27 protein-coding genes and 1 tRNA gene are annotated in these 25,277 nt (G+C 64.2%); 19 read left to right on the forward strand and 9 right to left on the reverse strand.

The window, feature by feature from the left end; translation table 11 throughout:
- Nucleotides 1-11: 11 nt before the first annotated feature.
- Nucleotides 12-674: a queuosine precursor transporter gene (locus FHS50_RS02180; protein ID WP_183932755.1), complete on the reverse strand. Its 663-nt coding sequence runs from the start codon at nucleotides 672-674 to the stop codon at nucleotides 12-14.
- A 116-nt stretch (nucleotides 675-790) separates the two neighbouring features.
- Between FHS50_RS02180 and FHS50_RS02185 the strand changes: the two genes are divergently transcribed.
- The 6 genes from FHS50_RS02185 to FHS50_RS02210 all read left to right on the forward strand — a co-directional run bounded on the left by FHS50_RS02185 (nucleotide 791) and on the right by FHS50_RS02210 (nucleotide 6,282).
- Nucleotides 791-1,777, forward strand: coding sequence for an adenosine kinase (locus FHS50_RS02185; RefSeq protein ID WP_183932756.1), 987 nt, complete (start codon nucleotides 791-793; stop codon nucleotides 1,775-1,777).
- 5 nt (nucleotides 1,778-1,782) lie between these two features.
- The gene (locus FHS50_RS02190; protein ID WP_183933853.1) at nucleotides 1,783-2,352 is read left to right on the forward strand and encodes an LOG family protein; all 570 of its coding nucleotides are present in this window, start codon (nucleotides 1,783-1,785) and stop codon (nucleotides 2,350-2,352) included.
- Between the two features lie 43 nt (nucleotides 2,353-2,395).
- A complete protein-coding gene (locus FHS50_RS02195) occupies nucleotides 2,396-3,682 on the forward strand; it encodes a NupC/NupG family nucleoside CNT transporter (RefSeq protein ID WP_183932757.1) in 1,287 nt (428 codons plus the stop codon).
- A 55-nt stretch (nucleotides 3,683-3,737) separates the two neighbouring features.
- Nucleotides 3,738-4,682 carry an isopenicillin N synthase family dioxygenase gene (locus tag FHS50_RS02200; RefSeq protein ID WP_183932758.1) on the forward strand — a complete coding sequence of 315 codons (945 nt, stop codon included), beginning with the start codon at nucleotides 3,738-3,740 and terminating at the stop codon, nucleotides 4,680-4,682.
- 101 nt (nucleotides 4,683-4,783) lie between these two features.
- Entirely contained in the window at nucleotides 4,784-5,500 is a 717-nt protein-coding gene (locus FHS50_RS02205) for an alpha/beta hydrolase (protein WP_183932759.1), read from the forward strand.
- Entirely contained in the window at nucleotides 5,497-6,282 is a 786-nt protein-coding gene (locus FHS50_RS02210; RefSeq protein ID WP_183932760.1) for an acyl-CoA thioesterase, read from the forward strand. The genes FHS50_RS02205 and FHS50_RS02210 overlap by 4 nt, the downstream gene beginning before the upstream one ends.
- On the opposite strand, the gene FHS50_RS02215 is transcribed toward FHS50_RS02210, so the two are convergent.
- Complete coding sequence (locus FHS50_RS02215) at nucleotides 6,279-6,725, reverse strand: cytidine deaminase (protein ID WP_183932761.1); 447 nt, start codon at nucleotides 6,723-6,725, stop codon at nucleotides 6,279-6,281. The two genes, FHS50_RS02210 and FHS50_RS02215, sit on opposite strands and share 4 nt — an antisense overlap.
- A 46-nt stretch (nucleotides 6,726-6,771) precedes the next feature.
- Here FHS50_RS02215 and FHS50_RS02220 point away from each other — a divergent pair, with 46 nt between their 5' ends.
- On the forward strand, nucleotides 6,772-8,502 hold the full coding sequence (locus tag FHS50_RS02220) for a bifunctional metallophosphatase/5'-nucleotidase (protein ID WP_183932762.1): 1,731 nt from the start codon (nucleotides 6,772-6,774) through the stop codon (nucleotides 8,500-8,502).
- Between the two features lie 46 nt (nucleotides 8,503-8,548).
- Here the strand turns inward: FHS50_RS02220 and FHS50_RS02225 are convergent, their stop codons facing one another.
- The 5 genes from FHS50_RS02225 to FHS50_RS02245 all read right to left on the reverse strand — a co-directional run bounded on the left by FHS50_RS02225 (nucleotide 8,549) and on the right by FHS50_RS02245 (nucleotide 12,673).
- Nucleotides 8,549-9,985, reverse strand: coding sequence for an AMP nucleosidase (locus tag FHS50_RS02225; protein ID WP_183932763.1), 1,437 nt, complete (start codon nucleotides 9,983-9,985; stop codon nucleotides 8,549-8,551).
- Nucleotides 9,986-10,114: 129 nt separating this feature from the next.
- Nucleotides 10,115-10,693: a 30S ribosomal protein S9 gene (gene rpsI, locus FHS50_RS02230; RefSeq protein WP_246332920.1), complete on the reverse strand. Its 579-nt coding sequence runs from the start codon at nucleotides 10,691-10,693 to the stop codon at nucleotides 10,115-10,117.
- Nucleotides 10,693-11,172: a 50S ribosomal protein L13 gene (gene rplM / locus FHS50_RS02235; protein WP_183932764.1), complete on the reverse strand. Its 480-nt coding sequence runs from the start codon at nucleotides 11,170-11,172 to the stop codon at nucleotides 10,693-10,695. Before rplM ends, rpsI begins: the two co-directional genes overlap by 1 nt.
- A gap of 140 nt (nucleotides 11,173-11,312) precedes the next feature.
- Complete coding sequence (cutA, locus tag FHS50_RS02240; protein WP_183932765.1) at nucleotides 11,313-11,651, reverse strand: divalent-cation tolerance protein CutA; 339 nt, start codon at nucleotides 11,649-11,651, stop codon at nucleotides 11,313-11,315.
- Entirely contained in the window at nucleotides 11,648-12,673 is a 1,026-nt protein-coding gene (locus FHS50_RS02245; RefSeq protein ID WP_183932766.1) for a COX15/CtaA family protein, read from the reverse strand. The genes cutA and FHS50_RS02245 overlap by 4 nt, the downstream gene beginning before the upstream one ends.
- Nucleotides 12,674-12,783: 110 nt before the next feature.
- On the opposite strand from FHS50_RS02245, the gene FHS50_RS02250 reads away from it, so the two are divergent.
- Both FHS50_RS02250 and FHS50_RS02255 read left to right on the forward strand, forming a co-directional pair.
- Complete coding sequence (locus FHS50_RS02250; protein ID WP_183932767.1) at nucleotides 12,784-13,155, forward strand: MerC domain-containing protein; 372 nt, start codon at nucleotides 12,784-12,786, stop codon at nucleotides 13,153-13,155.
- Nucleotides 13,156-13,215: 60 nt separating this feature from the next.
- A complete protein-coding gene (locus FHS50_RS02255) occupies nucleotides 13,216-13,677 on the forward strand; it encodes a Fur family transcriptional regulator (RefSeq protein ID WP_183932768.1) in 462 nt (153 codons plus the stop codon).
- Here FHS50_RS02255 and FHS50_RS02260 read toward each other — a convergent pair.
- Nucleotides 13,674-14,813: a sensor histidine kinase gene (locus tag FHS50_RS02260; RefSeq protein ID WP_183932769.1), complete on the reverse strand. Its 1,140-nt coding sequence runs from the start codon at nucleotides 14,811-14,813 to the stop codon at nucleotides 13,674-13,676. The two genes, FHS50_RS02255 and FHS50_RS02260, sit on opposite strands and share 4 nt — an antisense overlap.
- Nucleotides 14,806-15,591 (reverse strand): alpha/beta fold hydrolase, encoded by a 786-nt coding sequence (locus FHS50_RS02265; RefSeq protein ID WP_183932770.1) that lies wholly within the window; start codon nucleotides 15,589-15,591, stop codon nucleotides 14,806-14,808. Before FHS50_RS02265 ends, FHS50_RS02260 begins: the two co-directional genes overlap by 8 nt.
- Nucleotides 15,592-15,753: 162 nt before the next feature.
- On the opposite strand from FHS50_RS02265, the gene dxs reads away from it, so the two are divergent.
- From dxs to FHS50_RS02315, 10 genes are all read left to right on the forward strand, one after another.
- A complete protein-coding gene (gene dxs, locus FHS50_RS02270) occupies nucleotides 15,754-17,679 on the forward strand; it encodes a 1-deoxy-D-xylulose-5-phosphate synthase (RefSeq protein ID WP_183932771.1) in 1,926 nt (641 codons plus the stop codon).
- Between the two features lie 7 nt (nucleotides 17,680-17,686).
- On the forward strand, nucleotides 17,687-18,811 hold the full coding sequence (locus tag FHS50_RS02275) for an endonuclease/exonuclease/phosphatase family protein (protein WP_183932772.1): 1,125 nt from the start codon (nucleotides 17,687-17,689) through the stop codon (nucleotides 18,809-18,811).
- The gene (locus FHS50_RS02280; RefSeq protein WP_183932773.1) at nucleotides 18,798-19,538 is read left to right on the forward strand and encodes a TlyA family RNA methyltransferase; all 741 of its coding nucleotides are present in this window, start codon (nucleotides 18,798-18,800) and stop codon (nucleotides 19,536-19,538) included. Before FHS50_RS02275 ends, FHS50_RS02280 begins: the two co-directional genes overlap by 14 nt.
- Nucleotides 19,535-20,038: a TspO/MBR family protein gene (locus FHS50_RS02285; RefSeq protein WP_183932774.1), complete on the forward strand. Its 504-nt coding sequence runs from the start codon at nucleotides 19,535-19,537 to the stop codon at nucleotides 20,036-20,038. The genes FHS50_RS02280 and FHS50_RS02285 overlap by 4 nt, the downstream gene beginning before the upstream one ends.
- Nucleotides 20,039-20,051: 13 nt before the next feature.
- Nucleotides 20,052-20,342, forward strand: coding sequence for an accessory factor UbiK family protein (locus FHS50_RS02290; protein WP_183932775.1), 291 nt, complete (start codon nucleotides 20,052-20,054; stop codon nucleotides 20,340-20,342).
- 19 nt (nucleotides 20,343-20,361) lie between these two features.
- Nucleotides 20,362-20,865, forward strand: a complete 504-nt coding sequence (locus tag FHS50_RS02295; protein ID WP_183932776.1) for a type III secretion system chaperone family protein — start codon at nucleotides 20,362-20,364, stop codon at nucleotides 20,863-20,865.
- Nucleotides 20,865-21,674 carry a pyrroline-5-carboxylate reductase family protein gene (locus FHS50_RS02300; RefSeq protein WP_246332921.1) on the forward strand — a complete coding sequence of 270 codons (810 nt, stop codon included), beginning with the start codon at nucleotides 20,865-20,867 and terminating at the stop codon, nucleotides 21,672-21,674. Before FHS50_RS02295 ends, FHS50_RS02300 begins: the two co-directional genes overlap by 1 nt.
- Before the next feature lie 59 nt (nucleotides 21,675-21,733).
- Nucleotides 21,734-22,618, forward strand: a complete 885-nt coding sequence (locus FHS50_RS02305) for a branched-chain amino acid aminotransferase (protein ID WP_183932777.1) — start codon at nucleotides 21,734-21,736, stop codon at nucleotides 22,616-22,618.
- A gap of 113 nt (nucleotides 22,619-22,731) precedes the next feature.
- Entirely contained in the window at nucleotides 22,732-25,080 is a 2,349-nt protein-coding gene (locus FHS50_RS02310; RefSeq protein ID WP_183932778.1) for a putative bifunctional diguanylate cyclase/phosphodiesterase, read from the forward strand.
- Between the two features lie 45 nt (nucleotides 25,081-25,125).
- A tRNA-Gln gene (locus FHS50_RS02315) sits at nucleotides 25,126-25,200 on the forward strand.
- The last annotated feature ends 77 nt before the right edge of the window (nucleotides 25,201-25,277 follow it).

Consider the following 25,277-nt stretch of genomic DNA (forward strand, 5'->3'; position numbering starts at 1 on the left):
GCGCCCCTCGCTCAGCCCGCTTCGCTCGTCACCTGGGGCGCATCGATCTTCCGTGCCAGCGCAACCATCCCGTAGATGAGCGGCGGGAAGGCGATTGCCGACAGCACAACCTTGGCAAGCATCTGCCCCAGCATCAGTTCGAGGATCGGGAAGACGCCGTAGAAAGCGATCGAGATGAAGATCAGCGTGTCGAGCGCCTGGCTCAGCATCCCTGCCACCGCCGAACGCAGCCACAGAAGAGAGCCGCCCGGGCGGCGCATCTTGTCGAAGATCCACACGTTGAGCAGCGTCGAGATACCATAGGCGATGATCCCCCCGATCCAGATGCGCGGCGTGGACGACAGAATGAGCTCATAGGCCGACAGCCGAGCCGGATCCATTTCGTCCGCCGCGGGAAGCGCGAGGATGAAATAGGTCAGGAGCGAGGAAATGATGAGCGGGATGAAGCCGAAGAAGACCAGCTTGCGCCCCACCGCGGCACCGTAAAGCTCGGTCACCGCGCTCGACGTCACCACCAGCATCAGGAAGGCAAAGATACCCGCCTCGACCGCCAGCGGCCCCAGCGCCACCTGCTTGTTGGCAAGCACGCCTGCGATGCAGACCATGCCGCCATAGAAGACGGCAAAGAGGAACAGGGAAAGCGGAATCGTGCGCGAAGCGGTCTGGTCGTTCATGCGCGTAAGGCCTAGCGGCTTTGGCGCGAATGCCAAGGCTTTTGATTGACGCTCGGGCATGGTCTGGCTAGTCACGCGCAACTTTTCCTCCCGCATCTTCGCAGACTTAGGGGCCAATGGGCGACACGCGTTTTGATATCGTTGCAATGGGCGATGCCATCGTCGACGTGATTGCGTCCTGCGACAATGCGTTTCTCGACACCCACGGGCTGCCGCGCGGGTCGATGCAGCTCCTTTCGCCCGAGGCCGCGGACCGCCTCTACGAGGCAATGGGCCAGGCCCGCGAGATGTCGGGCGGTTCGGCGGCCAATTCGATGGCGGGCATCGCGGCGATGGGCGGCAAGGCAGCTTTCATCGGCCAGGTCGCCGAAGACCAGCTGGGCCTGATCTTCGAACATGACATGCATGCCTTCGGCGTCCATTTCGACACGCCGATGCTGACCGGCGGCCCGCCCACCGGACGCTGCCTCATCCTCGTCACGCCCGACGGGCAGCGCACGATGAACACATCGCCCGGTGCCAGCCACGAACTCACTGCCGACACGCTCGATCCCGATCTCATCCGCGACAGCGCGATCCTCTATCTCGAAGGCTATCTCTTCGGCCCTGACAAGCCGCGCGCCGCGATGATGAAGGCGGTCGACATCGCCAAGGAAGCGCAGCGCGAAGTCGCTTTCACCCTGTCCGAAAGCGTTTGCATCACTGAGCGCAAGGACCGCTTCACCCAGATGGTCGACGAAGGCGGGATCGACCTTCTCTTCTGCAACGAGGATGAAGCGATGATGCTCACCGCGACGTCCGACCTCGACCATGCGCTCGCGCATCTTGCCGCGCGCGTACCCACTCTGGTGGTGACCCGCGGCGAACATGGCGCACTGGCGCTCGAGCAGGGAAAGCGCGTGGACATCAGCGCCCCGCCGCCCGAACGGGTGCTCGATACCACCGGAGCGGGCGACATGTTCGCGGCAGGCTTCCTCGTCGCGCGGGCAAAGGGACTGGATCTGGAACGCTGCCTCCTCACGGGGGGCAGGGCCGCCGCCGACGTGATTTCACGCTATGGCGCGCGCCCCGACGGCGACATGCGCGAAAAGGTGGGACTGTGAAGAATATCGGCAAACTCGCGGTATATTGCGGCTCGAAGGATGGGGCGGATCCCACCTATGCCGAGGCTGCGCGCGAACTGGCCGACGTGATGACTGCGCACGGCATCGACCTCGTCTATGGCGGGGGAAAGCTCGGCCTCATGGGCATCGTCGCCGACCGCGTGCTCGAAAATGGCGGCAAGGTCTATGGCGTCATCCCGCAGGCGCTCATCGATGTCGAAGTGGCCCATGAAGGCTGCACCGAACTCTACGGCGTTGCCGACATGCACGAACGCAAGGCCAAGATGACTGACCTGGCCGATGCCTTTGTCTGCCTGCCGGGCGGCATCGGCACGCTCGACGAACTGTTCGAAGCCTGGACCTGGAATGCGCTTGGCTATCATTCCAAGCCCTTCTGCCTGCTCAACGTGGGCGCCTTCTGGGACGGTCTCGACGGTTTCATGGATACGGTCACGCGGCAGGGCTTCCTGTCCGAGGACCGGAGAAGACAGCTTCTGTTGGCCCATTCGCCGCAGGAAGCGATCGAAAAACTTGACGAAGCGGTGGCGAACCCTTCCGATGGGATGATCTGGTAACGCGTCCATTCCGGGCGTGCGCGACACTGGGGAGGGGAGCGCAATGCAAATTCTGATGAGCCTGGCAGGGATTGCCCTGATCCTGGGGCTGGCGCTCCTTCTTTCAACCGACCGCAAGTCGATCCGCCTTCGCGTGACCGGCGCGGCCTTCGCGCTGCAGGCCGGGATCGCGGCGCTGGTGCTCGGCACCGCCTGGGGCGCGAACGTGCTCGAATGGATGGCGGGCGGGGTGTCCGCGCTGCTCGGCTATTCGGCGGCTGGCACGCAATTCCTGTTCGGCCCCAACGAGAATAATCCGTTGGCGAACACCTTCGTGATCGCCGCGCTTCCGGTGATCATCTTCTTCGCTTCGCTCATCTCGATCCTCTATTATCTCGGCATCATGCAGCTGATCATCAAATGGATCGGCGGCGCCCTGCAAAAGATCACCGGCATCACCAAGGTCGAAAGCCTCGCCTCGGCGGCCAACATCTTCGTCGGCCAGTCGGAAAGCCCGCTGGTGGTCAAACCCTATCTCGCCAAGATGCCGCCCAACCATATCTTCACCATCATGTCGGTGGGCATGGCGGGCGTCGCGGGCACCATCCTCGCGGCCTATGCGGCGATGGGGATCAAGATCGAATTCCTCCTCGCGGCGGCCTTCATGTCCGCCCCCGGCGGCATCCTGATGGCCAAGATCATCATGCCCGATCCGCTGCCCGCCGCCGATGATGACGCGGTGCTCGCCGAGCAAGGCCGCGCTCCCAAGGGCGCGATCCCCGCGGCACTCGACGACGATGTCGAACAGCTCGATCCGCATGGCGACGAGGAAAAGCCCGCCAATATCATCATGGCCGCCGCACAGGGCGCACAGACCGGCGTGAAGCTGGCGGTCGCGGTCGGCGCGATGGTGCTCGCCTTCGTGGCGCTCGTCGCGCTCGCCAACGGCATCCTTGGCGGCATCGGTGGATTGTTCGGGCTGGAAAATCTCACTTTCCAGCGGATCGTCGGCTATGTCTTCCAGCCGATCATGTATCTGATCGGTGTGCCTTGGAGTGAAGCCAATATCGCGGGCGGTCTTTTCGGCACCAAGGTCGTGCTCAACGAGTTCGTCGCCTTCATCGACCTGGGGGCGATGGACACGCTCTCGCCCCGCACCACCGCGATCGTGACCTTCGCCTTGTGCGGTTTCGCCAACTTCTCCTCGATCGCGATCCAGATGGCGGTGACCGGCGGGCTGGCTCCCAACCAGCGCCCGACCATCGCCCGGCTGGGCATGCGCGCGCTCGCGGCGGGTTCGCTCGCTAACCTCATGAGCGCCGCGCTCGCCGGTCTGCTTCTGAGCTTCTGACCGGCCTTTTTCCGCCCCGATTGCACCCATAGCGCGCAAGGAGTAATGCGCTCCCATGACCGATACGATCACTTCCGACAGCGTCGCGTCCGTCAGCCTCGAGGACGCCGACAACCCCGCCTTCCACAAGGAATTGGGCGACAGCTTCGTCACCTATGGCTTCGCGATCATCCGCGATCATGGCATTCCGCAGGATCTCATCGACCGGGCCGAGGCCAAGGCGAAGGAATATTTCGCGCTCCCCGATGAGGTAAAGCGCAAATATCATGTCGAGGGCGGCGGCGGCGCGCGCGGTCATACGCCTTTCGGGATCGAGACGGCCAAGGGCGCCAAGGCGCATGACCTCAAGGAATTCTACCATGTCGGGCGCGAACTGCCCGAAGGCCATCCCTACCGCGAGGTGATGGCCGACAACATCTGGCCGGAAGAAGTCGAGGGCTTCAAGGAAACCTTCCTCGAACTCTATGACGCCTTCGACCGGGCGGGTGCCAAGATCCTCACCGCGATCGCCGAATATCTCGACATCGACAGGGACTGGTTCCTCGATAGCGTGCGCGACGGCAATTCGGTGATGCGCCTCCTGCACTATCCGCCGCAGAACGAGCCCACGGGCGAGCATATCCGCGCCGGCGCGCATGAGGATATCAACACCATCACGCTCCTGCTCGGTGCCGAGGAAGCGGGCCTCCAGCTTCTCACCCGGCAGGGCGAATGGCTCGACGTCAGCCCCAAGCCGGGCGAACTGGTGATCAACATCGGCGACATGCTGCAGCGCCTGACCAATGGTAAACTGCGCTCGACCAGCCACCGCGTGATCAACCCGGCTCCCGACCGCGCTTCCAAGGCGCGCTATTCGATGCCCTTCTTCCTCCACTTCCGCCCCGACTTCATGATCGAGGCGCTCGACAATTGCGTCCCCGAAGGCGAGGAACCCAAATGGCCGCCGATCAGCAGCCATGATTATCTCCTGGAGCGGCTCCGCGAGATCAAGCTGGCCTGATGTTCGCGCTGCTCGCCTCGTTGACACTGGCAGCCACTCATCCGCCTCCCGATGCGGCTCCGCCCAATCATTTGGCATCTCTCCAAGGCGGATATCATTTCATGCACAGCGCCGCGACGGGACGGCGCTATCATGCTTACGTGCGGCTGCCCGAGGGGTATGACCCCGCTGCGGCAATCCGATATCCCGCAGTCTATCTGCTCGATGGCGATGCGACCTTTCCGATGCTTGCGCCCGCGCACCTCCTGATGACTTATGAGGACAAGGTGCCAGAGGCGATCGTCGTCGGCATCGCTTTCGGCACGTTCGGCGAAGGCAATTCGCGCGGTCTCGATTTCACCACTAGCGCTACCGATGACAATCCGGAGGGAGGGCAAGCGCAACGATTTCAGCGTTTTCTGCAGGACGAATTGGTGCCGCTGATCGAGAGGGAATATCGCGCCGATAGCGAACGCCGCATCCTGATCGGCAATTCGCGGGGAGCGGGCTATGTTCTCTACGATGCGTTCAGCGCGCCCGATTTTTTCTGGGCGCGGATCGCAAGCAACCCGTCGACCCATCCCGATGGCGAAGATTATCTGGGCGCGCCGCCCGCGACCAGCCGCGACGATCTCCACCTCGTCATGACCAGCGCGACGGGCGACTATCCGCCGTTCCGCCAATATGCGCGGCGTTGGATGGCACGCTGGGAGGGGGCAAAGGATGCTCCGTGGCGCGTCCATGCCATCGATATTCCGGACGCCACGCATGCCGTGGATATCCCACGCGCCTATCGGGCCGCCATCCACGCAATTTTCCCTGCCGAGTCCGAGGAATGACGTTCGGCGCCGCGCTGAAGGCGCTTGAACGGGACAAGAACGGCTTCTCCATTCACGCGCCCGCCGACTGGGCGCAGGGCCGAACGCTTTACGGCGGCATGACCGCCGCGCTCGCGCATGAATGCGCGATCCGCTCGCTCGACGGACTGCCGCCTCTCCGCAGCGCGCAAATGCTGTTCGTCGGGCCCGCCGAAGGGCGGCTGTCCTTCACCGCGACCCTTCTCCGACAGGGTCGCTCGGCCACGCTGGTGGCGGTCGATGCCCATGGCGAAAAGGGACAGGTGCTGCGCGCATCGCTCGTCTTCGGCGCCGCGCGCGAGAGCATGGTGACCTTTTCCGATCTCGCCATACCCGACGCGCCGCCGCCCGATCAGTGCCAGGGACTGTTCGGCGATGCCGCGGCACGTGCGCCCGGCTTCACGGGCAATTTCATCATGCTCAATGCGGATGGCGGCCGCCCCTTCATGGGGGACGAGGCACCCTTGCGGCTCTGGACCCGCTTTCGCGATGCACCGGGTGCCAATCCGACCAGCGCGCTTCTCGCCATGGCCGACGTGCCTCCGCCCGCCGCGATGACCCGCTTCCGCCAGTTCGCACCGATCAGCAGCATGACCTGGCAGATCGACATCCTCCACCATCCCGAGAGCATGGACGGCTGGCACCTGATGCGCTCGCGCGCCGAAGGGGCAGGGGAAGGCTACAGCCCGCAGGAAATGCAGCTGTGGGACGAAAGTGGCCGCTGCCTCGCCGCCGGACGGCAAAGCATCGCCATCTTCACTTAGGCTTCGCTGTCCTTCAAATTCGCCGGCCCGAAGCCGTGCGGGATGAGATTGTGGATGTGCAGCCGCTCGACCTTGCTGCCATCGCCATTGGCGGCGAGGATCTCGACATCCTCGCCCGACAGGTGCGCGGCCTCGAGGATCGCCTGGCGGCATCCCCCGCACGGCGTCACCGGCGCATCGCCGCGCAAGGCATCGCCCGATCCATCGCCGCCCGCCACTGCGATCCGCCTGACCTTGTCGAGCCCGAAGGCGTGCTGCGCCGCGGTCAGCGCCGATTGCTCGGCGCAGATGCCCAGCCGGTAACAGGCATTTTCCATGTTCGCCCCGGTCACCATTTCGCCATCCACGCTCTCGATCGCGCAGCCGACCGAAAATCCCGAATAAGGCGCATAAGCCTTGAGCGCCGCCTGCCGCGCGGCTTCGATGAGGTCTTTATCCGTCATGGCGAAGACCTTAAGCGTGGGAAGCCGTCATCGCCAAGGAGTTTCCATGCGCCGCCTCGCCCCCCTTTCGCTTGCCCTTCTCCTCGCTGCCTGTTCGGCGACGCCGCCGGTTGAAAGCCCGCCGCTCCCGCTCGCCGAGACCGAGGTGCAATTGCTCGCGATCAACGATTTCCACGGCCGCCTCGATGCGCCGATGCAGGCGGTGCCCGTGACCCTTCCCGACGGCAGCACGACCCGCGTTCCCGCAGGCGGAGCCGCCTATCTCGCGGGCGCCATCAACGGCCTTCGCACCGAAACGAGCATCACGGTGGCGGCCGGCGACCTCATCGGCGCGACCCCGATTGCCTCGGCCCTCTTTCTCGACGAACCCACGATCGAGGCACTCGATCTCATGGGGCTCCAATATTCGGCGCTCGGCAATCATGAATTCGACAAGGGGCCGGACGAACTTCTGCGCATCATCAATGGCGGATGCGAGAAATATACCAATCTCGAACCCTGCCGCCTGCAGCCGCATGACGGGGCCGACTTCACTTATTTCGGCGCCAATGTGACCCGCGCCGACGGCTCGGCGCTCGTTCCCACCTCGACCCTCCATGACTTCGGTTCCGTGCAACTTGGCATCATCGGCCTGCCTCTCGACGACACGCCGCTCCTCGTCGCACCCAATCTCGTCGCAGGTCTCAATTTCGCCGACGAAGCCGACAGCGCCAATGCACTGGTCGCCGACTTGAAGGCGCAGGGTGCCGACAGCATCGTCCTCCTTATCCACGAAGGCGCCTATAACGACGGCCGCTGGGACGATCCGGCCTGCACGGGCCTGTCGGGCCCGGTGCTCGCGATCCACGAACGGCTCGATCCTGCAATTTCGCTGATCGTCTCGGGCCATACCCATAATGCCTATGACTGCAGTCTGCCGATGCCCGACGGCTCGGGCGAACGGCTGCTCACCAGCGCGGGCCGCTACGGCGCGATGCTCACCGACATCCGCATGACTTTCGAGGGCGAACGGCTCGTCCGGCTCGCCGCCGACAATCTGGTGGTGCAGGGCGAACCCTTCACCGATCGCGACGGGAAAGAGGTCGTGCCGAGCAACGCCTTGCCCCGCTTCGCCCCCGATCCGCGCGTCGCGGCGCTGGTCGAGCGCACGGTCCGCGCCGCCGAACCGATGGCGAACCGCATCGTCGGTACCTTGAGCGGCCCCGCGCCCGATCATCCCAACGATTTCGAAAGCCCCGCCGCCAATCTCATCGCCGACGCCCAACTCGCCGCCACTCGCGCACCCGAACATGGCGGCGCGCAACTGGCCTTCATCAATGGCGGCGGCGTGCGCACCAGCCTCGTTCCCGGACCCGACGGCGCGATCACCTACGGCCAGATCTTCGAGGTCCAGCCTTTCGGCAACACGCTAATGACCGTGACGCTCAGCGGAGCCCAGTTGAAGCAGCTGCTCGAACAGCAGTTCGTCAGCGCCCGCGGCGAGGACCAGGAATATCATCTCATTCCCTCGTCCAACTTCAGCTTCGCATACGACCTGTCGCGTCCGCAGGGCGACCGCATCGTCTCGATGACGCTCGACGGTCAGGCGATCGATCCCGCCGCCGACTATCGCGTGACCGCCAACAATTTCATCGCCAATGGCGGCGACGGCTACAGCGTACTCAAGGAAGGGCGGAACCGCACCGGCGCGGGGCTCGATCTCGACGCGGTGATCTTCTGGCTCGCCGAAGGCCGCGACCCGCCGCCGGTTGGCCGCATTCGCAAATTGGGAGAATAGTCATGCGGATCGACATGTACGATCCGCGCCAGATTTCGCTCGTCGACTAGCGCAGCGGCGGTTCGTCGAAGCTGCGCAGTTTGCGGCTGTGCAGCCCGTCGCCTTCATGCCGCAGGATGTCGAGCGTCTCGATCCCGATCCGCAGATGCTGGCTGATGGCCCGCTCGTAGAAGCTGTTCGCCTGCCCCGGCAACTTGAGTTCGCCGTGTAGCGGTTTGTCCGACACGCACAGCAAGGTGCCGTAGGGAACGCGAAAACGATATCCCTGCGCTGCCACAGTGGCCGATTCCATGTCGATCCCGACCGCGCGGCTCTGGTTGAAGCGCAGCGCCGACAGCGTGTAGCGCAACTCCCAGTTGCGGTCGTCGGTGGTCACCACCGTCCCCGTGCGCAGCCTTTTCTTCAAATTCTCGTCGCTTTCGCCCGTCACTTTCAAGGCAGCGCGATACATGGCGGTCTGCACCTCGGCGATCGCGGGGATCGGGATTTCCTTGGGCAGCACATCGTCGAGCACATGGTCGTCGCGCAGATAGGCGTGGGCGAGCACATAGTCGCCGATGGTCTGCGACGGGCGAAGCCCCCCGCAATGGCCGATCATCAGCCAGGCCTCCGGCCGTAATACCGCGATATGGTCGCAGATCGTCTTGGCGTTGGACGGACCCACGCCGATGTTCACCAGCGTGATGCCCGTGCCATTTTCGGCCATCAGGTGATAGGCAGGCATCTGGTGCCGGCGCCAGGTGCCGGCGGCAATTTGCGCCTCGGCATCGGCCAGCTGGCCGCGCTCGTACATCCCGCCGGGCACCGAGAAATGGGTGAAGCGGCTGTCATCGCGGCGCAGTTCGTCGATCGCGAAGCGCACGAACTCGTCGACATAGCGGACATAGTTGGTGAACAGCACATAATGCTGGAAATGCTCGGGCGCGGTGCCCGAATAATGCTTGAGCCGCGCCAGGCTGAAATCGGTGCGCGGACCGTCGAACAGCGCCAGCGGCCGGTCGGGATTGAGGTTGAGGTCCCACACCCCGTCGGCAACTTCATCGCCGATATGCACCAGCTCGGTCGAGGGGAACCAGCGCGACAGTTCGGCGGTGGTGGTGCCTTCGAGTTCGAGATCGCCGTCGAGCACATAAGGGTAGGGGATCTGGCTCGCCGACTGTCCGACGGTCAGTTCGATGTCATAATCGTGAGTCAGATGCTCGAGCTGGGTCTTGAGATAATCGCGGAACAGCCGCGGCCGCGCGATCGAACTGGCATAGACGCCGGGCTGGGTGAGCCGCGCGAAGGCGCGCGCAGGCGTTGGCGCGGGGCCCTCGGGCGAAAAAAGGATGCGCAGTTCGGGATAGCTGAAACTGGCATCGGGCTCGGGGCGGGTGCCATCCTTGGCAAAAGCCGTCAGGGCGTCGCGGAGCCGGGAAACGTTGCGGTCGTAAATGGCCTCGATTTCGTCGAGGAGGCCTTCAATCTCTTTTTCATTTGTCATGCGCCGCTCGATTGAAGGGCAAATGCGGCCTTTGCAAGGCCTTTGTCGCCCCGGCCTTCATGCGCGGCGGACAAGAAAAAGGGCGGCTCCTCGCGGAACCGCCCCTTCTCTTTTGCAAGTCTCGCGAACTTAACGCTTCGAGAACTGGAAGCTGCGACGTGCCTTCGCACGGCCATACTTCTTACGCTCGACCACGCGGCTGTCGCGGGTCAGGAAGCCCGCGCGCTTGACGGTGGTGCGAAGCGCCGGCTCGTAGCGGGTCAGCGCCTGGGCGATGCCGTGCAGCACCGCGCCGGCCTGGCCCGAAAGCCCGCCGCCCTTGACGGTGGCGATGACGTCATACTGACCGGTGCGATCGGTGATCCCGAACGGCTGGTTGATGACGAGACGCTGCGTCGGACGCGCGAAATAGACCGACTGGTCGCGGCCGTTGATCATGATCTTGCCCGAACCCGGCTTCAGCCAGACACGTGCCACGGCGTCCTTGCGGCGGCCGGTGGCATAAGCGCGGCCATACTGGTCGAGCTCCTGTTCGCGAAGCGGCGCTTCCTCGACCACGGGGGTGTCGGTTTCGACTTCGCTGGCTTCGGCGGTGGTGCCGGTGTCGGCGCCGCCTTCGGGTGCGGTCTTGGTATCTTCGACCGTTTCGCCCATGTCGGACTTCTTGGTCAGGTCGCCCAGATCGGCGAGGGACTTTTTATCGGCCATTATGCGCCCACCTTGTTCTTGCGGTTCATGCCAGCGACGTCGAGGACCTGCGGGTCCTGGCCGCCATGCGGATGCTCGGTGCCATTGTAGAGGTGAAGATTCTTCATGACGGCACGGCCCAGCGGACCGCGCGGCACCATGTTCTTCACGGCCTTCTCAAGCACGCGCTCGGGGTGCTTGCCTTCGAGGATCCGCTCGGGGGTGGTTTCCTTCAAGCCGCCGGGGTGACCGGTGTGCTTGTAATAGACCTTCTTCTGCACCTTGTTGGCGGTGAAGCGCACCTTGTCGGCATTGATGACGACGACATGGTCACCGCAATCGACATGGGGCGTAAAGGAGGGCTTGTGCTTGCCACGGATGAGGTTGGCAATGATCGCGGCAACGCGCCCGACCACCAGGTTTTCCGCATCGATGAGATGCCATTTCTTTTCCACTTCCGCCGGTTTCGCCGGCTTGGTGGTCTTCATCAGCGCCTTCATGGCCTGATCTCCTAATCGATCACAAATGAATGGAGCGCCCCTTCGAAAGGTGCGCCGTCGGGCGCGCTATTGGCGCTGCACACCCGATAAGTCAAGCAATTCTGCGGGGTTGCCTACGGGTAAAATAATACCGGCCCCGATCAGGCCGTGTCGGAAAACGGCCCGTTTCCGCTATTGTTTTCGACCCAGCGGGCATAATCGAGCGGCAGCCGGTCGATCGGCCAGACGACGATCGCGGGATTGTCATAGCTGTGCATCTCGCTCACTCGCGCGATCAGCGCATCGGCCATGTCGCTTCGGGTCTTGGCGATGACCGGAACTTCGGCGGCTCGCTCGACCGCGCCGTCCCAGCGATAGATGGAATGGCATTCGCCGAGGATGTTGCAGCAGGCGGCCAGGCGCTCCTCGACCAGCGCCGTCGAAATCCGCTCGGCCTCCTCGCGGCTGCCGCAGATGAAATAGGCAGAGACCACGCTCATCGCCGCCGCCCCAGGAGATGTGCGCCCCAGGCAAGGCTTCCGACCAGCAAGGCGCCAACCGCCTGGTGCGCTGCCGCCAGCGCGATGTTCATCGCGCTCATCACCGTGGCGATGCCCAAAAGGATCTGCAGTCCCAGCGCCGAATGGATCGCGATCGAGGCGCGCCGGTCCTTCACCTTCACCGCCCGCGCCATCACGATGAGCGCGGCCAGGGCGACAAAGGCCCACCAGCGATGCAGCCAGTGAAGCAGGAAGGGGTCATGCGTCAGCGCATGGACCACGCCCCGGCTCCAATCGACCCCGTCGGGAAAGAAGCGCCCGTTCATCAGCGGCCATTCGGTGGTGACATATCCGGCATTGAGCCCTGCCACCCACGCCCCGAGAAGAAGCTGGACGAAGAGGATCAGGCTCACGCGGATCGACAGGCCGTCCAGATGCGCGGGTCGATCGGACCCCCGCCGCTTGAGCATCCGGAGATCGAGCGCGGTCCAGATCAGCCCGGCAAGGATGAACAGCGCGGTGAGAAGATGCGCCGACAGCCGGAAATGCGAGACATCGGTGCGATCGACGAGCCCCGACTGCACCATGTACCAGCCAAGCGCCCCCTGGCTCGCGCCAAGCGCGAGTAGAGCGAGCAGACGCCATTTATAGCCGCGCGGGATCGCATTCTTGACCCAGAACCAGGCCAGCGGAAGGGCAAAGGCCAGTCCCACCAGCCGCCCGAGAAAGCGGTGCAGCCATTCCCAGAAATAGATGAATTTGAAGGCCTCGAGGTCCATCCCCGCCGGGCCGTTGATCTCGATATATTCGGGCGTCTGCCGATACAGCGCGAACTGCGCTTCCCAATCGGCCTGGCTCAAGGGGGGCAGGGTGCCCGTCACCAGGTCCCAGCGCGTGATCGAAAGCCCGCTTTCGGTAAGCCGGGTGATGCCTCCGACCACTACCATCAGGAAAACGAGCGCGGCGACGCCATATAGCCAGTTGGCAATCGCGATCGGACGGGTCTTGGCACGGACGGTCATGGCTTCGCGCTATGGCCTCGATCGCCCCGAATGAAAAGAGACGGAGCGCGCGAAATCATCGATAATGTAATGTTGTAACCTTGCACAGGATATATTATATCGCCGCCATCATGCTTTCACGCGCACTCACGACTCGGCGGCTCGACCGCTTCGGCATCGGCCTGTCGGGCTTCTGCCTCGTGCATTGCGTCGTGACCACCGTCCTCATCGCCACGCTCGCCAGCGCGGGCGGCCTCCTCGGCTCCCCGATCATCCACGAGGTGGGTTTGTGGATCGCGATGGTGATCGGCGCCTACACGCTCGGGCGGGGCATGTTCGAACATGGCTTCATGATGCCCTCGGCAGTCGGCGGCTTCGGTCTCGGTATCATGTCGGGGGCTGCCGCGATGCCGCATGACGGCACCGACAGCGTCTGGTTCACCATGCTCGGCGTCGGCGTTCTCGCGCTCGGCCACCGCCTCAACGAAATCGCCCGCGACTAGGCTCTCGGGCCCTAGCCAAGCATGCTTGCCGCACGGTGCCGCCGTGCCTATCTTGGCGCCATGGGAACGCATCATCATCCGATCAACGATACCGCGGCACTGAAGGACGCCGCGCGCACGCAGTTGATCGACCGCGGGGAACAATGGACCGAAATGCGCGCGACCGTGTTCGAGGCGCTGGCCACCTTCGACAGTCCCGCCTCGGCCTATGACATCGCCGAAGAAGTCTCGCGCCGCCGGGGCAAGAGAGTCGCCGCCAACAGCGTCTATCGCATCCTCGACCTGTTCGTGGGGGCCAATCTCGCCCGGCGGGTGGAAAGCGCCAATGCCTATGTCGCGAACGAACATCCGGGCTGCCTCCACGACTGCATCTTCCTCATCTGCGACCAGTGCGGAAAAGCGACCCATATCGACGATGACCGCCTCACTGCCGAAGTGCGCGACGTCGCCAGCAAGGCGGGCTTCAAGGCGGCGCGCCCGGTGATCGAAGTGCGCGGCCGCTGCGGGGAATGCGAGCGCTAGTCGCCGAAGCCCCTCGGCATGTCCAACGTGAAAATCGTGCGGACGGGGTCCGATTCGAGCGCCATTTTACCGCCATGTGCGGATGCGATCATCTGGCAGATGAACAGCCCGAGGCCGAGCCCCGGCCCATGACCTTCCGCCTTTGCGCGGCGGAAGGGCTCGAAAAGGAGCGCGCGATGCTCGGGCGGAATCATGTCGCCCGCATTGACGACCGACAGGCGGAAGCGCTCCCGGTCTGTCCGTGCCGACACGCGGATGGGCTGGCTGCAATCCCCATGATGGACCGCGTTACTGAGAAGGTTGGAAAGGAGTTGGCCGATCCGCTGCGGATCGCAATCGACCGGACCCAGGTCATCATGGTCTTTCTCGAAAATGCAGTCGGGAAAAATCTGCTGCATCTCGGCGGTCACATGGTCGACCACGGGGCCAATGTCGCAATTCCTTTCGATCGACAGCTGCATTCCCTGGCCAAGACGGCCGCGCGCCAGGTCCATGACATTCTCGATAATATCGTGGGCGCGCTTGCTGCTGACCGCCATGGCATCGAGGATCTGCTCGCGCTTCGCCTCGTCCGCGCGGCGCAGTGCGCGGATACCGGCCTCGATCGCGGCAATCGGATTGCGCAGATCATGTCCGAGGACGGCAATGAATTGCTCGCGCGTCTCGGCTGCGCTGCGTTGCGCTTCGCTCTCCGCTTCGGCCCGGGCGCGCGCGGCAATCAGGCCGCGTTCGAAATTTCGCCGTTCCGCGGCGGCCAGCAGCGTCAGGCGGACGAACCGGACCGCGCCCTGCGGATCGCGCTTGGTCGCCGCATTGGCGATGACCGGCAGTTTTTCGCCACCTGCCGCCACGAGGTCGAGCGCGATATCGTCGACATGACTTTCCAGAAGTAGGCGCGGCGCGATATGCGTCTCGAAAGCGATCTTGCCCCCGAAGCTAAGAATGTCGCTGACCGGACGGCCGAGCAAATCATCCACGTCGCGCCCCAGCCAATCGGCCAGCGTCCTGTTGATATTGACGATATGCCGTTCAGGGTCCAGCGATACATAGCCACAGGGCGCATGGTCATAGAGATCGGCGAAATCTTCCCCGCCGTTCGGGCGCGTGGTGCCCTCCGCTGCCGGACGGTCAGACAAATTCCCTGATCGCCGTGATCACCTGGTCCGGCGCACTCAGATTGGGACAGTGGCCGGTTGCGTCGAGCAGCTTGTAATGGCTCTCGGGAATGGCCGCGGCCACATATTCCCCGACCTTCTCGTCGGCGATGATATCCTCGCGGCATTGCAGCACCAGCGTTCGGGCGCGGATCTCGGACAGATCGTCCCGATTGTCCGAATAGAAAGTCGTGCGTGCGAATTCGCGGGCGATCGCCGGGTCAGTCTTGCAGAAGCTCTCGGAAAGGCGCTGGCCCAGTTCGGGTCGATCGGGATTGCCCATGATTGCCGGCGCCATCTGCTGCGACCAGCCGAAATGATTTTCGTCGAGGAATTGCAGCAATTCGTCCAGCTGGGGCCTGCTGAACCCCCCATGATAGCCCTCATCGTCCAGGTAACGGGGAGAGGGGCCGACCATGACCAGGTCGGTAAACATCTCGGGTCTCGCGATACTTGCGAGCGCACCGATCATCGCGCTGACCGAATGACCCACGAAAACGGCATTTTCGGCACCCAGCGCTTCGCCAATCTCGACGACATCCGAAGCATAGCCGTCCAGCGACGCATATTTGGCGGAATCATAGGCCGACAGGTCGGAATCGCCGGCCCCCACATGGTCGAAGAGGACACATTGAAACCGGTCCTCGAAAACCCGGGACACTTCAGACCACATCGTCTGGTCACATCCGAAGCCATGGGAAAAGAACATCATGCGGTCGCCAGACCCGCTGACATGCACATTGTTTCGGCCGAGCACCATTCTTGCTGGTTAGCAGGCGCACAAGATAGGTCAATCCCGCCTACCATTCAGTGCCTTATTCGCGCCCGGAAAGGAAAATCTACGCGGCTGCATGCGGGCAAACGGTGTATTGGGCCCTCCTCCCTTATCGACTCTCCTGGCCCACAGGGGTAGGGAATGGCCATGACAGAACGCCCCGACACACCGTTACTGGATACGGTCGAGTATCCTGCCGATCTCCGCAAGCTGGAGAGGAGCCAGCTGCGCCAGCTTTCCGACGAACTGCGCGAGGAAATGATTTCCGCCGTGTCGGTGACGGGCGGCCACCTCGGCGCGGGGCTTGGCGTGGTCGAACTCACCGTGGCGATCCATTATGTCTTCGACACGCCGCACGACCGGCTGATCTGGGACGTCGGCCACCAATGCTATCCGCACAAGATCATCACCGGCCGCCGCGACCGTATCCGCACGATCCGGCAGGGCGGGGGGCTCTCGGGCTTCACCAAGCGCGCCGAAAGCGAATATGACCCGTTCGGCGCGGCCCATTCGTCCACATCGATTTCCTCGGCTCTCGGCTTTGCCGTCTCGCGCAAGCTGGCAGGCGAACCCGGCCGCGCGATCGCGGTGATCGGCGACGGCGCAATGAGCGCGGGGATGGCCTATGAGGCGATGAACAATGCCCAGCAGGCGGGCAACCGGCTGATCGTCATCCTCAATGACAATGATATGTCGATCGCGCCCCCGGTGGGCGGGCTGTCGCATTATCTGGCGCGGCTGGTTTCCTCCGAAACCTATCTCAAGACGCGCGGCTTTGCCCGCCGCGTCTTTGGCAAGATGCCCAAGAAGGTCGAGGCCGCGGCCCGCAAGGCCGAGGAATATGCCCGCGGCATGGCGACCGGCGGCACGCTGTTCGAAGAACTGGGCTTCTATTATGTCGGCCCCGTCGACGGCCATGACGTCGAGACCCTGGTCGAGATCCTCGAAAATGTCCGCGATGCCGATGAAGGCCCGATCCTCATCCACGCGGTCACCCAGAAGGGCAAGGGCTATATCCCCGCCGAAAATGCCGCCGACAAATATCATGGCGTCGCCAAGTTCGACGTGGTCTCGGGCGAACAGAAGAAAAGCGCGGGCGGCCCGCCCAGCTATACGGGCGTCTTCGCCAAGGCGCTGATCGCCGAGGCCCAGCGCGACGATAAGATCTGCGCGATCACCGCCGCGATGCCCTCGGGCACCGGGCTCGACAAGTTCGGCGAGGCCTTCCCTGACCGCACCTTCGATGTCGGCATCGCCGAACAGCATGCGGTGACCTTCGCGGCGGGCATGGCGGCCGAGGGGCATCGCCCCTTCTGCACCATCTATTCGACTTTCCTCCAGCGCGCCTACGACCAGGTCGTGCATGACGTGGCGATCCAGAATCTGCCCGTGCGTTTCGCGATGGACCGCGCAGGGCTCGTCGGCGCCGACGGCTGCACCCATGCGGGCGCCTTCGACCTCGCTTATCTGTGCACGCTGCCCAACATGATCGTGATGGCCCCCTCGGACGAAGCCGAACTCGTTCACATGGTGCACACGATGGCGCTTCACGACGATGGTCCCACCGCGGTCCGCTATCCGCGCGGCGCGGGCACCGGCGTCGCCTTGCCCGAAACCCCCGAGCGGCTCGAAATCGGCAAGGGCCGCATCGTCAAGGAAGGCAAGACGGTCGCGCTGATGAACCTCGGTGCCCGGCTCGAGGAATGCCGCAAGGCCGCCGAGCTTCTCGAAGCACGGGGCCTCAGCGTCACGATCGCCGACGTGCGCTTCGCCAAGCCCATCGACGAGGCGCTGGTGCGCAAACTGCTCACCAGCCATGAAGTCGCGGTGACGATCGAGGAAGCGGCGGTCGGCGGCTTCGGCTCGCACGTCCTGACGCTCGCTTCGGACATGGGCCTCACCGACAGCGGCGTGAAGATCCGCAGCATGCGGCTCCCCGACGCTTTCCAGGACCAGGACACGCCCGAAAAACAGTATCAGGAAGCGGGCCTCACCGCCCCCGACATCGTCGAGACGGTGCTGAAGGCCCTGCGGCGCAACGATGTGGGGATCGAAGAAGGCGCACGCGCGTAGTTACGCAATGACAACGACAAGCAGCGAATGGGGAACGACGGGCTGGCGTCGCGGCTTGCGCGGCCTGCTTCTCGTCCTCGCGCTCATTCTCATCGTCGGGGCTTTCCTGCCGCTCCGGCAGACCGATCTCTGGTGGGTGCGCATGCTCGATTTCCCGCGCCTCCAGCTCGCGGGCATCGGGATCATCGTCTTTCTTCTCTATTATGTCAGCGAACCGCATCCGGGCCGGGGGCGCTCGGTCTGGATCCTTTCCATGCTGGGTATCGCGACTGTCTGGCAGTTGGTGCACACGATCCGCTACCTGCCCTTCTGGCCCCGCGAAATCGCCAGCGTCGACGGCTGCCCCGCCGAACAGAGGCTCTCGCTGCTCGGCGTCAACGTATTGACCCCCAACGACCGCTACCAGGACACGCTCGACATGATCGGACGTGCCGATGCCGATGTCGTGCTGCTCACCGAATCCGACAGGATGTGGGAGGCCGCGATGCATCCCATCCATGACAAATATCCCTACCGGCTGGGTCGCCCGCTCGACAATCTCTACGGCATGCATCTCTATTCGCGCTTGCCCTTCACGGGCGAACTGCTCGCGCGGGTGCAACCCGACATTCCCTCGATCAAGGGACAGCTCACGCTGCGCAACGGCCAGAAAGTGACGCTGCACGGCCTCCATCCCGAACCGCCGCAGCCCGGCGACAATGCGGGCGAACGCGATGCCGAACTCATCCTTGTCGGTCGCGAAGTGCGCGACGACGGCGGCGCCGCGCTGGTGCTGGGCGATCTCAACGACGTCGCCTGGTCGCCGACCTCGCGCCTCTTCCTAGAAGCCAGCGGGATGAACGATCCGCGCGTCGGCCGCCGCCTGCTTTCGACCTTCAACGCCAAATGGCCGCTGATGCGCTGGCCGCTCGACCATCTCTTCGCCAGCCCCCATTTCTCGCTCATCGAGATGAAGCGCATGGAAAAGATCGGGTCGGATCATTTTCCGGTGCTTTTCCATCTCTGCCTCACCGACAATGCCGAGGAACGGCTGGTCGCTCCCGAAGCCCCCGACGACACCGAGGAAGAGGCCAGCGAACAGCTTCGCGAAGGCGCAACCGAGGCCGTGATCGAGCGCCGTGGCAAAAACTAGGGCCGACCAGATGCTCGTCGCGCGCGGCCTCGCCGACAGCCGCTCGCGCGCGCAGGCGCTCATCCTCTCGGGCAATGTCTTCTCGGGTGAAAAGCGCATCGCCAAGGCGGGCGACCAGCTGGCCGAGGACGCCCCGCTCGAAGTGCGCGGAAAGGACCATCCCTGGGTCAGCCGCGGCGGCCTGAAGCTCGATCATGGCCTCGAACATTTCCATATCTCGGTCGAAGGTCTCACTGCGCTCGACGTCGGCTCATCGACCGGCGGCTTCACCGATGTCCTGCTCTCGCGTGGCGCCGAAAAGGTTTTCGCGATCGATGTCGGCACCAACCAGCTGGCGTGGAAATTGCGCTCGGACGAACGGGTGATCGTCCATGAAAGGACCAATGCCCGCCACCTCACCGCCGACATCGTCACCGAACCGCCCGAGATCGTGGTGTGCGACGCCAGCTTCATCGCGCTCCACAAGGTGCTCGACACCGCGCTCGACCTGGCGGCTCCCGGCGCGCATCTCGTCGCGCTCGTCAAACCCCAGTTCGAGGCAGGCCGGGAAGAGGTCGGCAAGGGCGGGGTGGTGCGCGATGCGGCGGTCCACCGCCGTGTCTGCGACCAAGCCGCCGAGTGGGTCGCCTCCAAGGGCTGGACCGTGATCGGCGTGGAAAAAAGCCCGATTACCGGCCCCGAAGGCAATGTCGAATTTCTCCTCGCCGCGAGAAAGGAACCGGCATGACACCGTCAAACCGCGCCATCGCGCGACGCACTCTCTGGCTCGTGCCGCTGATCGTTATCGGCGGCAGCCTCTCGGGCGTCGCCTTCAGCCCCGACGACTGGTATCGCGCGCTCGAAAAGCCCTCGTTCCAGCCGCCTTCCTATCTGTTCGGTATCGTCTGGCCCTTGCTCTACGCGATGATGGGACTGGCGCTGGCGGTCGTGCTCGCTCACCCGCCCGGAAAGGAGCGCAAGGTCGCGGTCACGCTCTTCCTCGTCCAGCTCGCGCTAAACTTTTCCTGGTCCTGTGTCTTCTTCGGCGCCCATGCGATCAGCACCGCCAAATGGCTGCTTTACGCCATTCTCGTATTCGCCAGCATGACGGCAGGCCGTTTTTGGCGTATCCGCCCCCTAGCGGGCGCGCTGATGCTGCCTTATCTTGCGTGGCTGATCTTCGCGGCCGTGCTCAACGGCGCGATCGAACGAATGAACCCGGGCGCGGGCAGTCCGCTCTTCGGGTAGGAAAGGAATAAAGATGCAGTCCCAAAACCGCTTCTTCGACGATGTGGTCCGGATGGTGAACGGCGCCGCTGGCACTTTCGCCGGTATGGGCCGCGAAGCCGAACAGACGATGAAGGACAAGGTCCGCGAGTGGGTCGGCGGAATGGATTTCGTCAGCCGCGACGAATTCGAGGCCGTGAAGGCCATGGCGATCGTCGCGCGCGAGGAAAATGTCGCCCTGAAGGCGCGCCTCGACGCGATGCAGGCGGACACGCCCAAGGCAAAGTCCGCGGCAAAGAAGCCCGCGGCGAAGAAAAAATCATAAGCGGCAGGCAGGAGGTCCTTTGACCGACAGGCAGGACGAACCCGGACGCGAGGAAGACGCGCCGATCGAGATTTTCGAAAATTATTTCGAGGCCCGCGGCTGGGTGGCCGAACGGGTCGCCGAGGGAGAGGTGCTCGCCTCGGCCACCGGAAGCTGGTCGCAATATGAATTGCGCGCGGTGTGGCGCCCCGACGATCGGGTGCTGCAATTCCTCGCCTTTCCCGACATCAAGGTACCGCCCGAAAAGCGCGCCTCGGTCTATGAAGCGATCGGCCTCATCAACGAACAATTGTGGCTCGGCCATTTCGAACTCTGGTCGGGCGCAGGCATCATCGCTTTCCGCCACGCCGCGCTCATCGACCTGTCGGGCCAGATGACCCTCGACGAAGCCGAAACCATCTCCGAGGCCGCGCTCGAGGAATGCGAACGCTTCTATCCCGTGTTCCAGTTCGTGCTGTGGGGCGGAAAATCGCCCAGCGAAGCGATCGCCGCGGCGCTCATCGACACCCACGGCGAAGCCTGATGGAAAAGGCTGTGATGCCCCATGGCAGCTGGTTCGTCGGCTGCGGCAATATGGGCGGCGCGATGGTGCGCGGCTGGCAGAAGGCCGGGATCGACCTTGTCGGTCTCACTGCGATCAGCCCCTCGGGCCGCGACATCCCGGGCCTCAAAGTCGTCACCGGCTTGCCCGAAGGCCCGCCCAGCTGGTGCTTCCTCGGCTTCAAGCCCCAGATGCTCGACCGGATCGCGCCCGATCTTGCCCCCGCCATCGGCAAGGACTCGGTTGTCCTCTCGCTCCTCGCAGGGGTCGAGGCCGCCACGCTGCGCGCTCGCTTCCCCCATGCCCGCGCGATCGTCCGGCTGATGCCCAACCTGCCGGTCAGCGAAGGCGAGGGGGTCACCGCCCTTTACTCCCCCGACGCGGACGAGCAGCTGCGGACCCAAATCGAGGCGCTCCACTCGGCGCTCGGCTTCGCGCCCTGGTGCAAGAGCGACGACGAACTCGTCATCACCTCGACCGTCGCGGGTTCGGGCCCTGCCTATGTCGCGCGCTTCATCGACGCTTTCGCCAAGGCAGGCTGCGCGGCGGGCCTCGATGCCGAACTCTCCGCTCGGCTTGCGCTCGAAACCGTCGCCGGAACGGGCCTCATGGCGCGGCGCACGGGCGAAAGCATGGACGCGCTCGCTCGCCGCGTCGCCAGCCCGGGCGGCACCACCGAAGCCGGACTCGCAGTGCTCGACGAAGAAAAGGGCGTGGACGCGCTCGTCCGCCGCGTGGTCGAGGCCGCGCGCCGCCGCAGCGACGAACTCGCCGCCGCAGCGCGTGGTTGACCGTCTGCCGCACTAGCCGCTAGGCGCTCGCCAACGCCGGTAATGCAAAGAGGACATGCATGGTACAGCCCTATGACGATCGCGACGGGTTCATCTGGATGGATGGCGAACTTCGCCCCTGGCGCGATGCCAATGTCCACATCCTCACCCATGCGATGCACTATGCCTCCTCGGTGTTCGAAGGGCAGCGCGCCTATAATGGCGTGATCTTCAAGCTCAGCCAGCATTCCGAACGCCTGCGCCGCTCGGCCGGGATCCTCGGCTTCGATCTGCCGTGGAGCGTCGAGGAAATCGACAATGCCTGCAATGCGGTGCTCGCCGCCAATGACCTCACCGATGCCTATGTCCGTCCGGTTGCCTGGCGCGGGTCCGAACAGATGGGCGTCAGCGCGCAGCAGACCAAGCCGCACCTTGCGATCGCCGCCTGGGAATGGGGCAAATATTTCGACGAGGAAAAGGCCGAAAAGGGCATCCGCCTCGACATCGCGCCCTATCGCCGCCCCGCGCCGCACACCGCGCCGGTCCATGCCAAGGCCGCGGGCCTCTACATGATCTGCACCATGTCCAAGCATCATGCCGAGAAGCGCGGCTATGACGATGCGCTGATGTTCGACTGGCAGGGCCGCGTCGCCGAAGCGACCGGCGCCAACGCCTTCTTCGTCCGCGACGGCAAGCTCTTCACGCCCACCGCCGATGTCTTCCTCAACGGCATCACTCGCCAGACGGTCATCGAACTGGCCGAGAAGCGCGGCATCGAGGTCGTCGAAAAGCGTATCTGGCCCGAGGAACTGGCCGACTTCGAGGAATTCTTCCTCACCGGCAGCGCAGCCGAGGTCACCTTCGTTTCCGAGGCCGGTCCCTGGAACTTCGCGCCGGGCGCCATCTCGCGCCAGATGCGCCAGGACTATGACGATCTGGTCAACCAGCGCGTCGTTAATTTCTGACTTACTCCGCTCATTGGTCTTTGGGTCAATTTCCTGTAACAAGGAGACCTTGAGAGGCGCCTCGGCGCGATGGTGGGGGAGCCGATGCAGCGACATCGTGCAGTGGACGCGTCATGAGCAGAACGACCGGCCAGGCGGTTGATTCGCGGTCCCCGCGCATTTCGCTGCTCGACATCTATCGGCTCTGCTGTCCCGACGACCAGGTGCTCTGCTCGATCCGCGACCAGCAGATCGACAAGATCCTGCGCCTCGCGCCCTATACGATCGTCGTCCAGATGCTGTGCGGCGGAGTGGTGCTCGCCGCCCTGGCCGACAGCGTCAATCCCTTCGCGCTTCTGCTCTGGTTCGCCCTGGCCGGGGTGTTCTGCGCGGTCCGCATGGCGCGCGTCTGGAGACTGCGCCAGGACCCCGACTATCAGGACGAAGCGCCGGCATCCTTCCTCTCGGCCACGCTCACGGTCTTCTGCCTGTCGCTGTTCTGGCTGGTCCCGCCGCTTATCTGGTTCGACCAGGCCAGCGCCTCGGCGCAACTTCTCATGGCGGTGGTCGCCGCGGTGCTCGTCAGCGCAGGTTCGCTCACTGTCCTCGCAGTGCCTCCCGCCGCGCTGGCCTTCGCATCGGTCAGCCTCGCGGGCACCTTCATCATTTCCTTCAAGCTCGACAATATGCCGATGGCGGTTCTCACCGCCATCTATGGCGTCGCGGTCTTCTTCGCGATTACCGCCAGCGCACGCCAATCGATCGCCCACGCCCGCTCGCGCATCGAACTGGAAGAGCAAGGCGAGATCGTCAGCCTGCTGCGCGAATTCGAGGCCTCGGGGTCGGGCGGCCTGTGGGAAGCCGACGCCAACCTGCGCCTCACCATGATCAGCGAGGAACTGGCGCAGCAGATCGGCAACAGCGCGCAAAGCCTGATCGGCATCCCCCTTAAGAAGATGCTAGATCCCGACAATCGCGTCTCCGAACTGTCGAGCGGGATGCGCACCCTGTTCGACCATCTGCGCACCGGCCAACCTTTCCGCGACATCGCGGTCCCCGCGGTCGCCAACGACCGCTGGTGGTCGCTGTCGGGCCGCCCGACCCGCGACGAGGACGGCCAGATCACCGGTTGGCGAGGGGTCGGCTCGGACATCACCGAGGTGCGGCTGCGCGGCATCGACGCGGTGCGCGAGGCACGCCGCGATCCGCTGACGGGCATTGCCAACCGTCTGTTCATCCGCGAACAGCTCGAGGAACTGCTGCTCGACACCTATGACGAGGATGAACGCGGCGCGCTTCTGCTCGTCGATCTCGACCGTTTCAAGCTGGTCAACGACACGCTTGGCCATGCCATCGGCGACCGCCTTCTTTGCGAGGTAGCCAACCGCCTCGACCGCGCCACGGGCGAAGATGGGGTGGTGGGCCGGCTGGGCGGCGATGAATTCGCGGTGATCTGGCGCGGCAGCGCCGACCGCGACACGCTTTCCGGCATCGCCCAGCGCCTTGTCGAGGAAGTCTCGCGCACCGTCCATGTGGGCGGCGCCGCGCTCAATGTCGGGGCAACCGTCGGCATCGCCATCGGCGGGCGCGACGGTACGCTCGAAGGCGCCTTGATGCGCGCCGCCGATCTAGCGCTCTACCATGCCAAGAAAGGCGGGCGGGGCGACTATGCCTTCTTCGAACCGCGCCTGCTCGAAGCTGCCGAACATAACCGCCTTCTCGAAAATGACGTTCGCGAAGCGCTCGCCACCAACAAGATGACGCTCGCCTACCAGCCGATCGTCGATGCGCGGACCAAGCATACCGTCTGCCGCGAAGCGCTCCTTCGCTGGGACCATCATATCCGCGGCGCGATTTCGCCCGAACGCTTCATCCCGATCATCGAGGATGCCGGGCTCATCCACCAGATCGGCTCCTGGGTGATCCGCGAAGCGTGCAGCGAAGCGATGCGATGGCAGGACGGCGCCGCCGTGGCGGTCAACATCAGCGCCGCCCAATTGTCGGGCGAAGGGCTCGAACAGACCGTCATCGACGCGCTCGCGCGCACCGGCCTCGATCCCGAACGGCTCGAACTCGAAGTCACCGAGACCATTTTCATCGGCGATGAAAGCGAGACGCTCGATTCGCTCGAACGGCTGCGCGCCCTGGGCGTGAAGCTGGTGCTCGACGATTTCGGCAAGGGCTACTCCAGCCTCGGCTATCTCAGCCGCGCCCATTTCTCGAAGATCAAGATCGATCGCAGCTTCGTGCGCGGCGCGGCCGAGGGGCAGCGGGATTGCCTCGCGATCCTCCGCGCCATCCTCGCGCTCGCCGATGGACTTGAGGTCATCACCACCGCCGAAGGGGTCGAAAGCGAACGCGAAGCCGCGCTTCTCTCCTCGCTCGGGGTGGAGCAGATGCAGGGCTTCTACTTCGGCCGTCCCGAAGCGATCGAGGCCGACCTCATTCCCGAACGCCGCCTCGCGCAACGACAGGACGCCTGACCCCTTTTCATTGACGAAACAGCGGCTATAAGCCGCCCACGCTGCTGGGGCGTCGCCAAGTGGTAAGGCAGCGGCTTTTGGTGCCGCCATTCGCAGGTTCGAATCCTGCCGCCCCAGCCATTTTCCAAACAAGTCATTGAAACATCTGGAAAAGCTTCACCGGCCGGTGAGGAGTGTGCCCCAGATTGTGCCCCTCA

Origin of the sequence: Sphingomicrobium lutaoense (assembly GCF_014195685.1) — a bacterium.
Taxonomy (GTDB): domain Bacteria; phylum Pseudomonadota; class Alphaproteobacteria; order Sphingomonadales; family Sphingomonadaceae; genus Sphingomicrobium; species Sphingomicrobium lutaoense.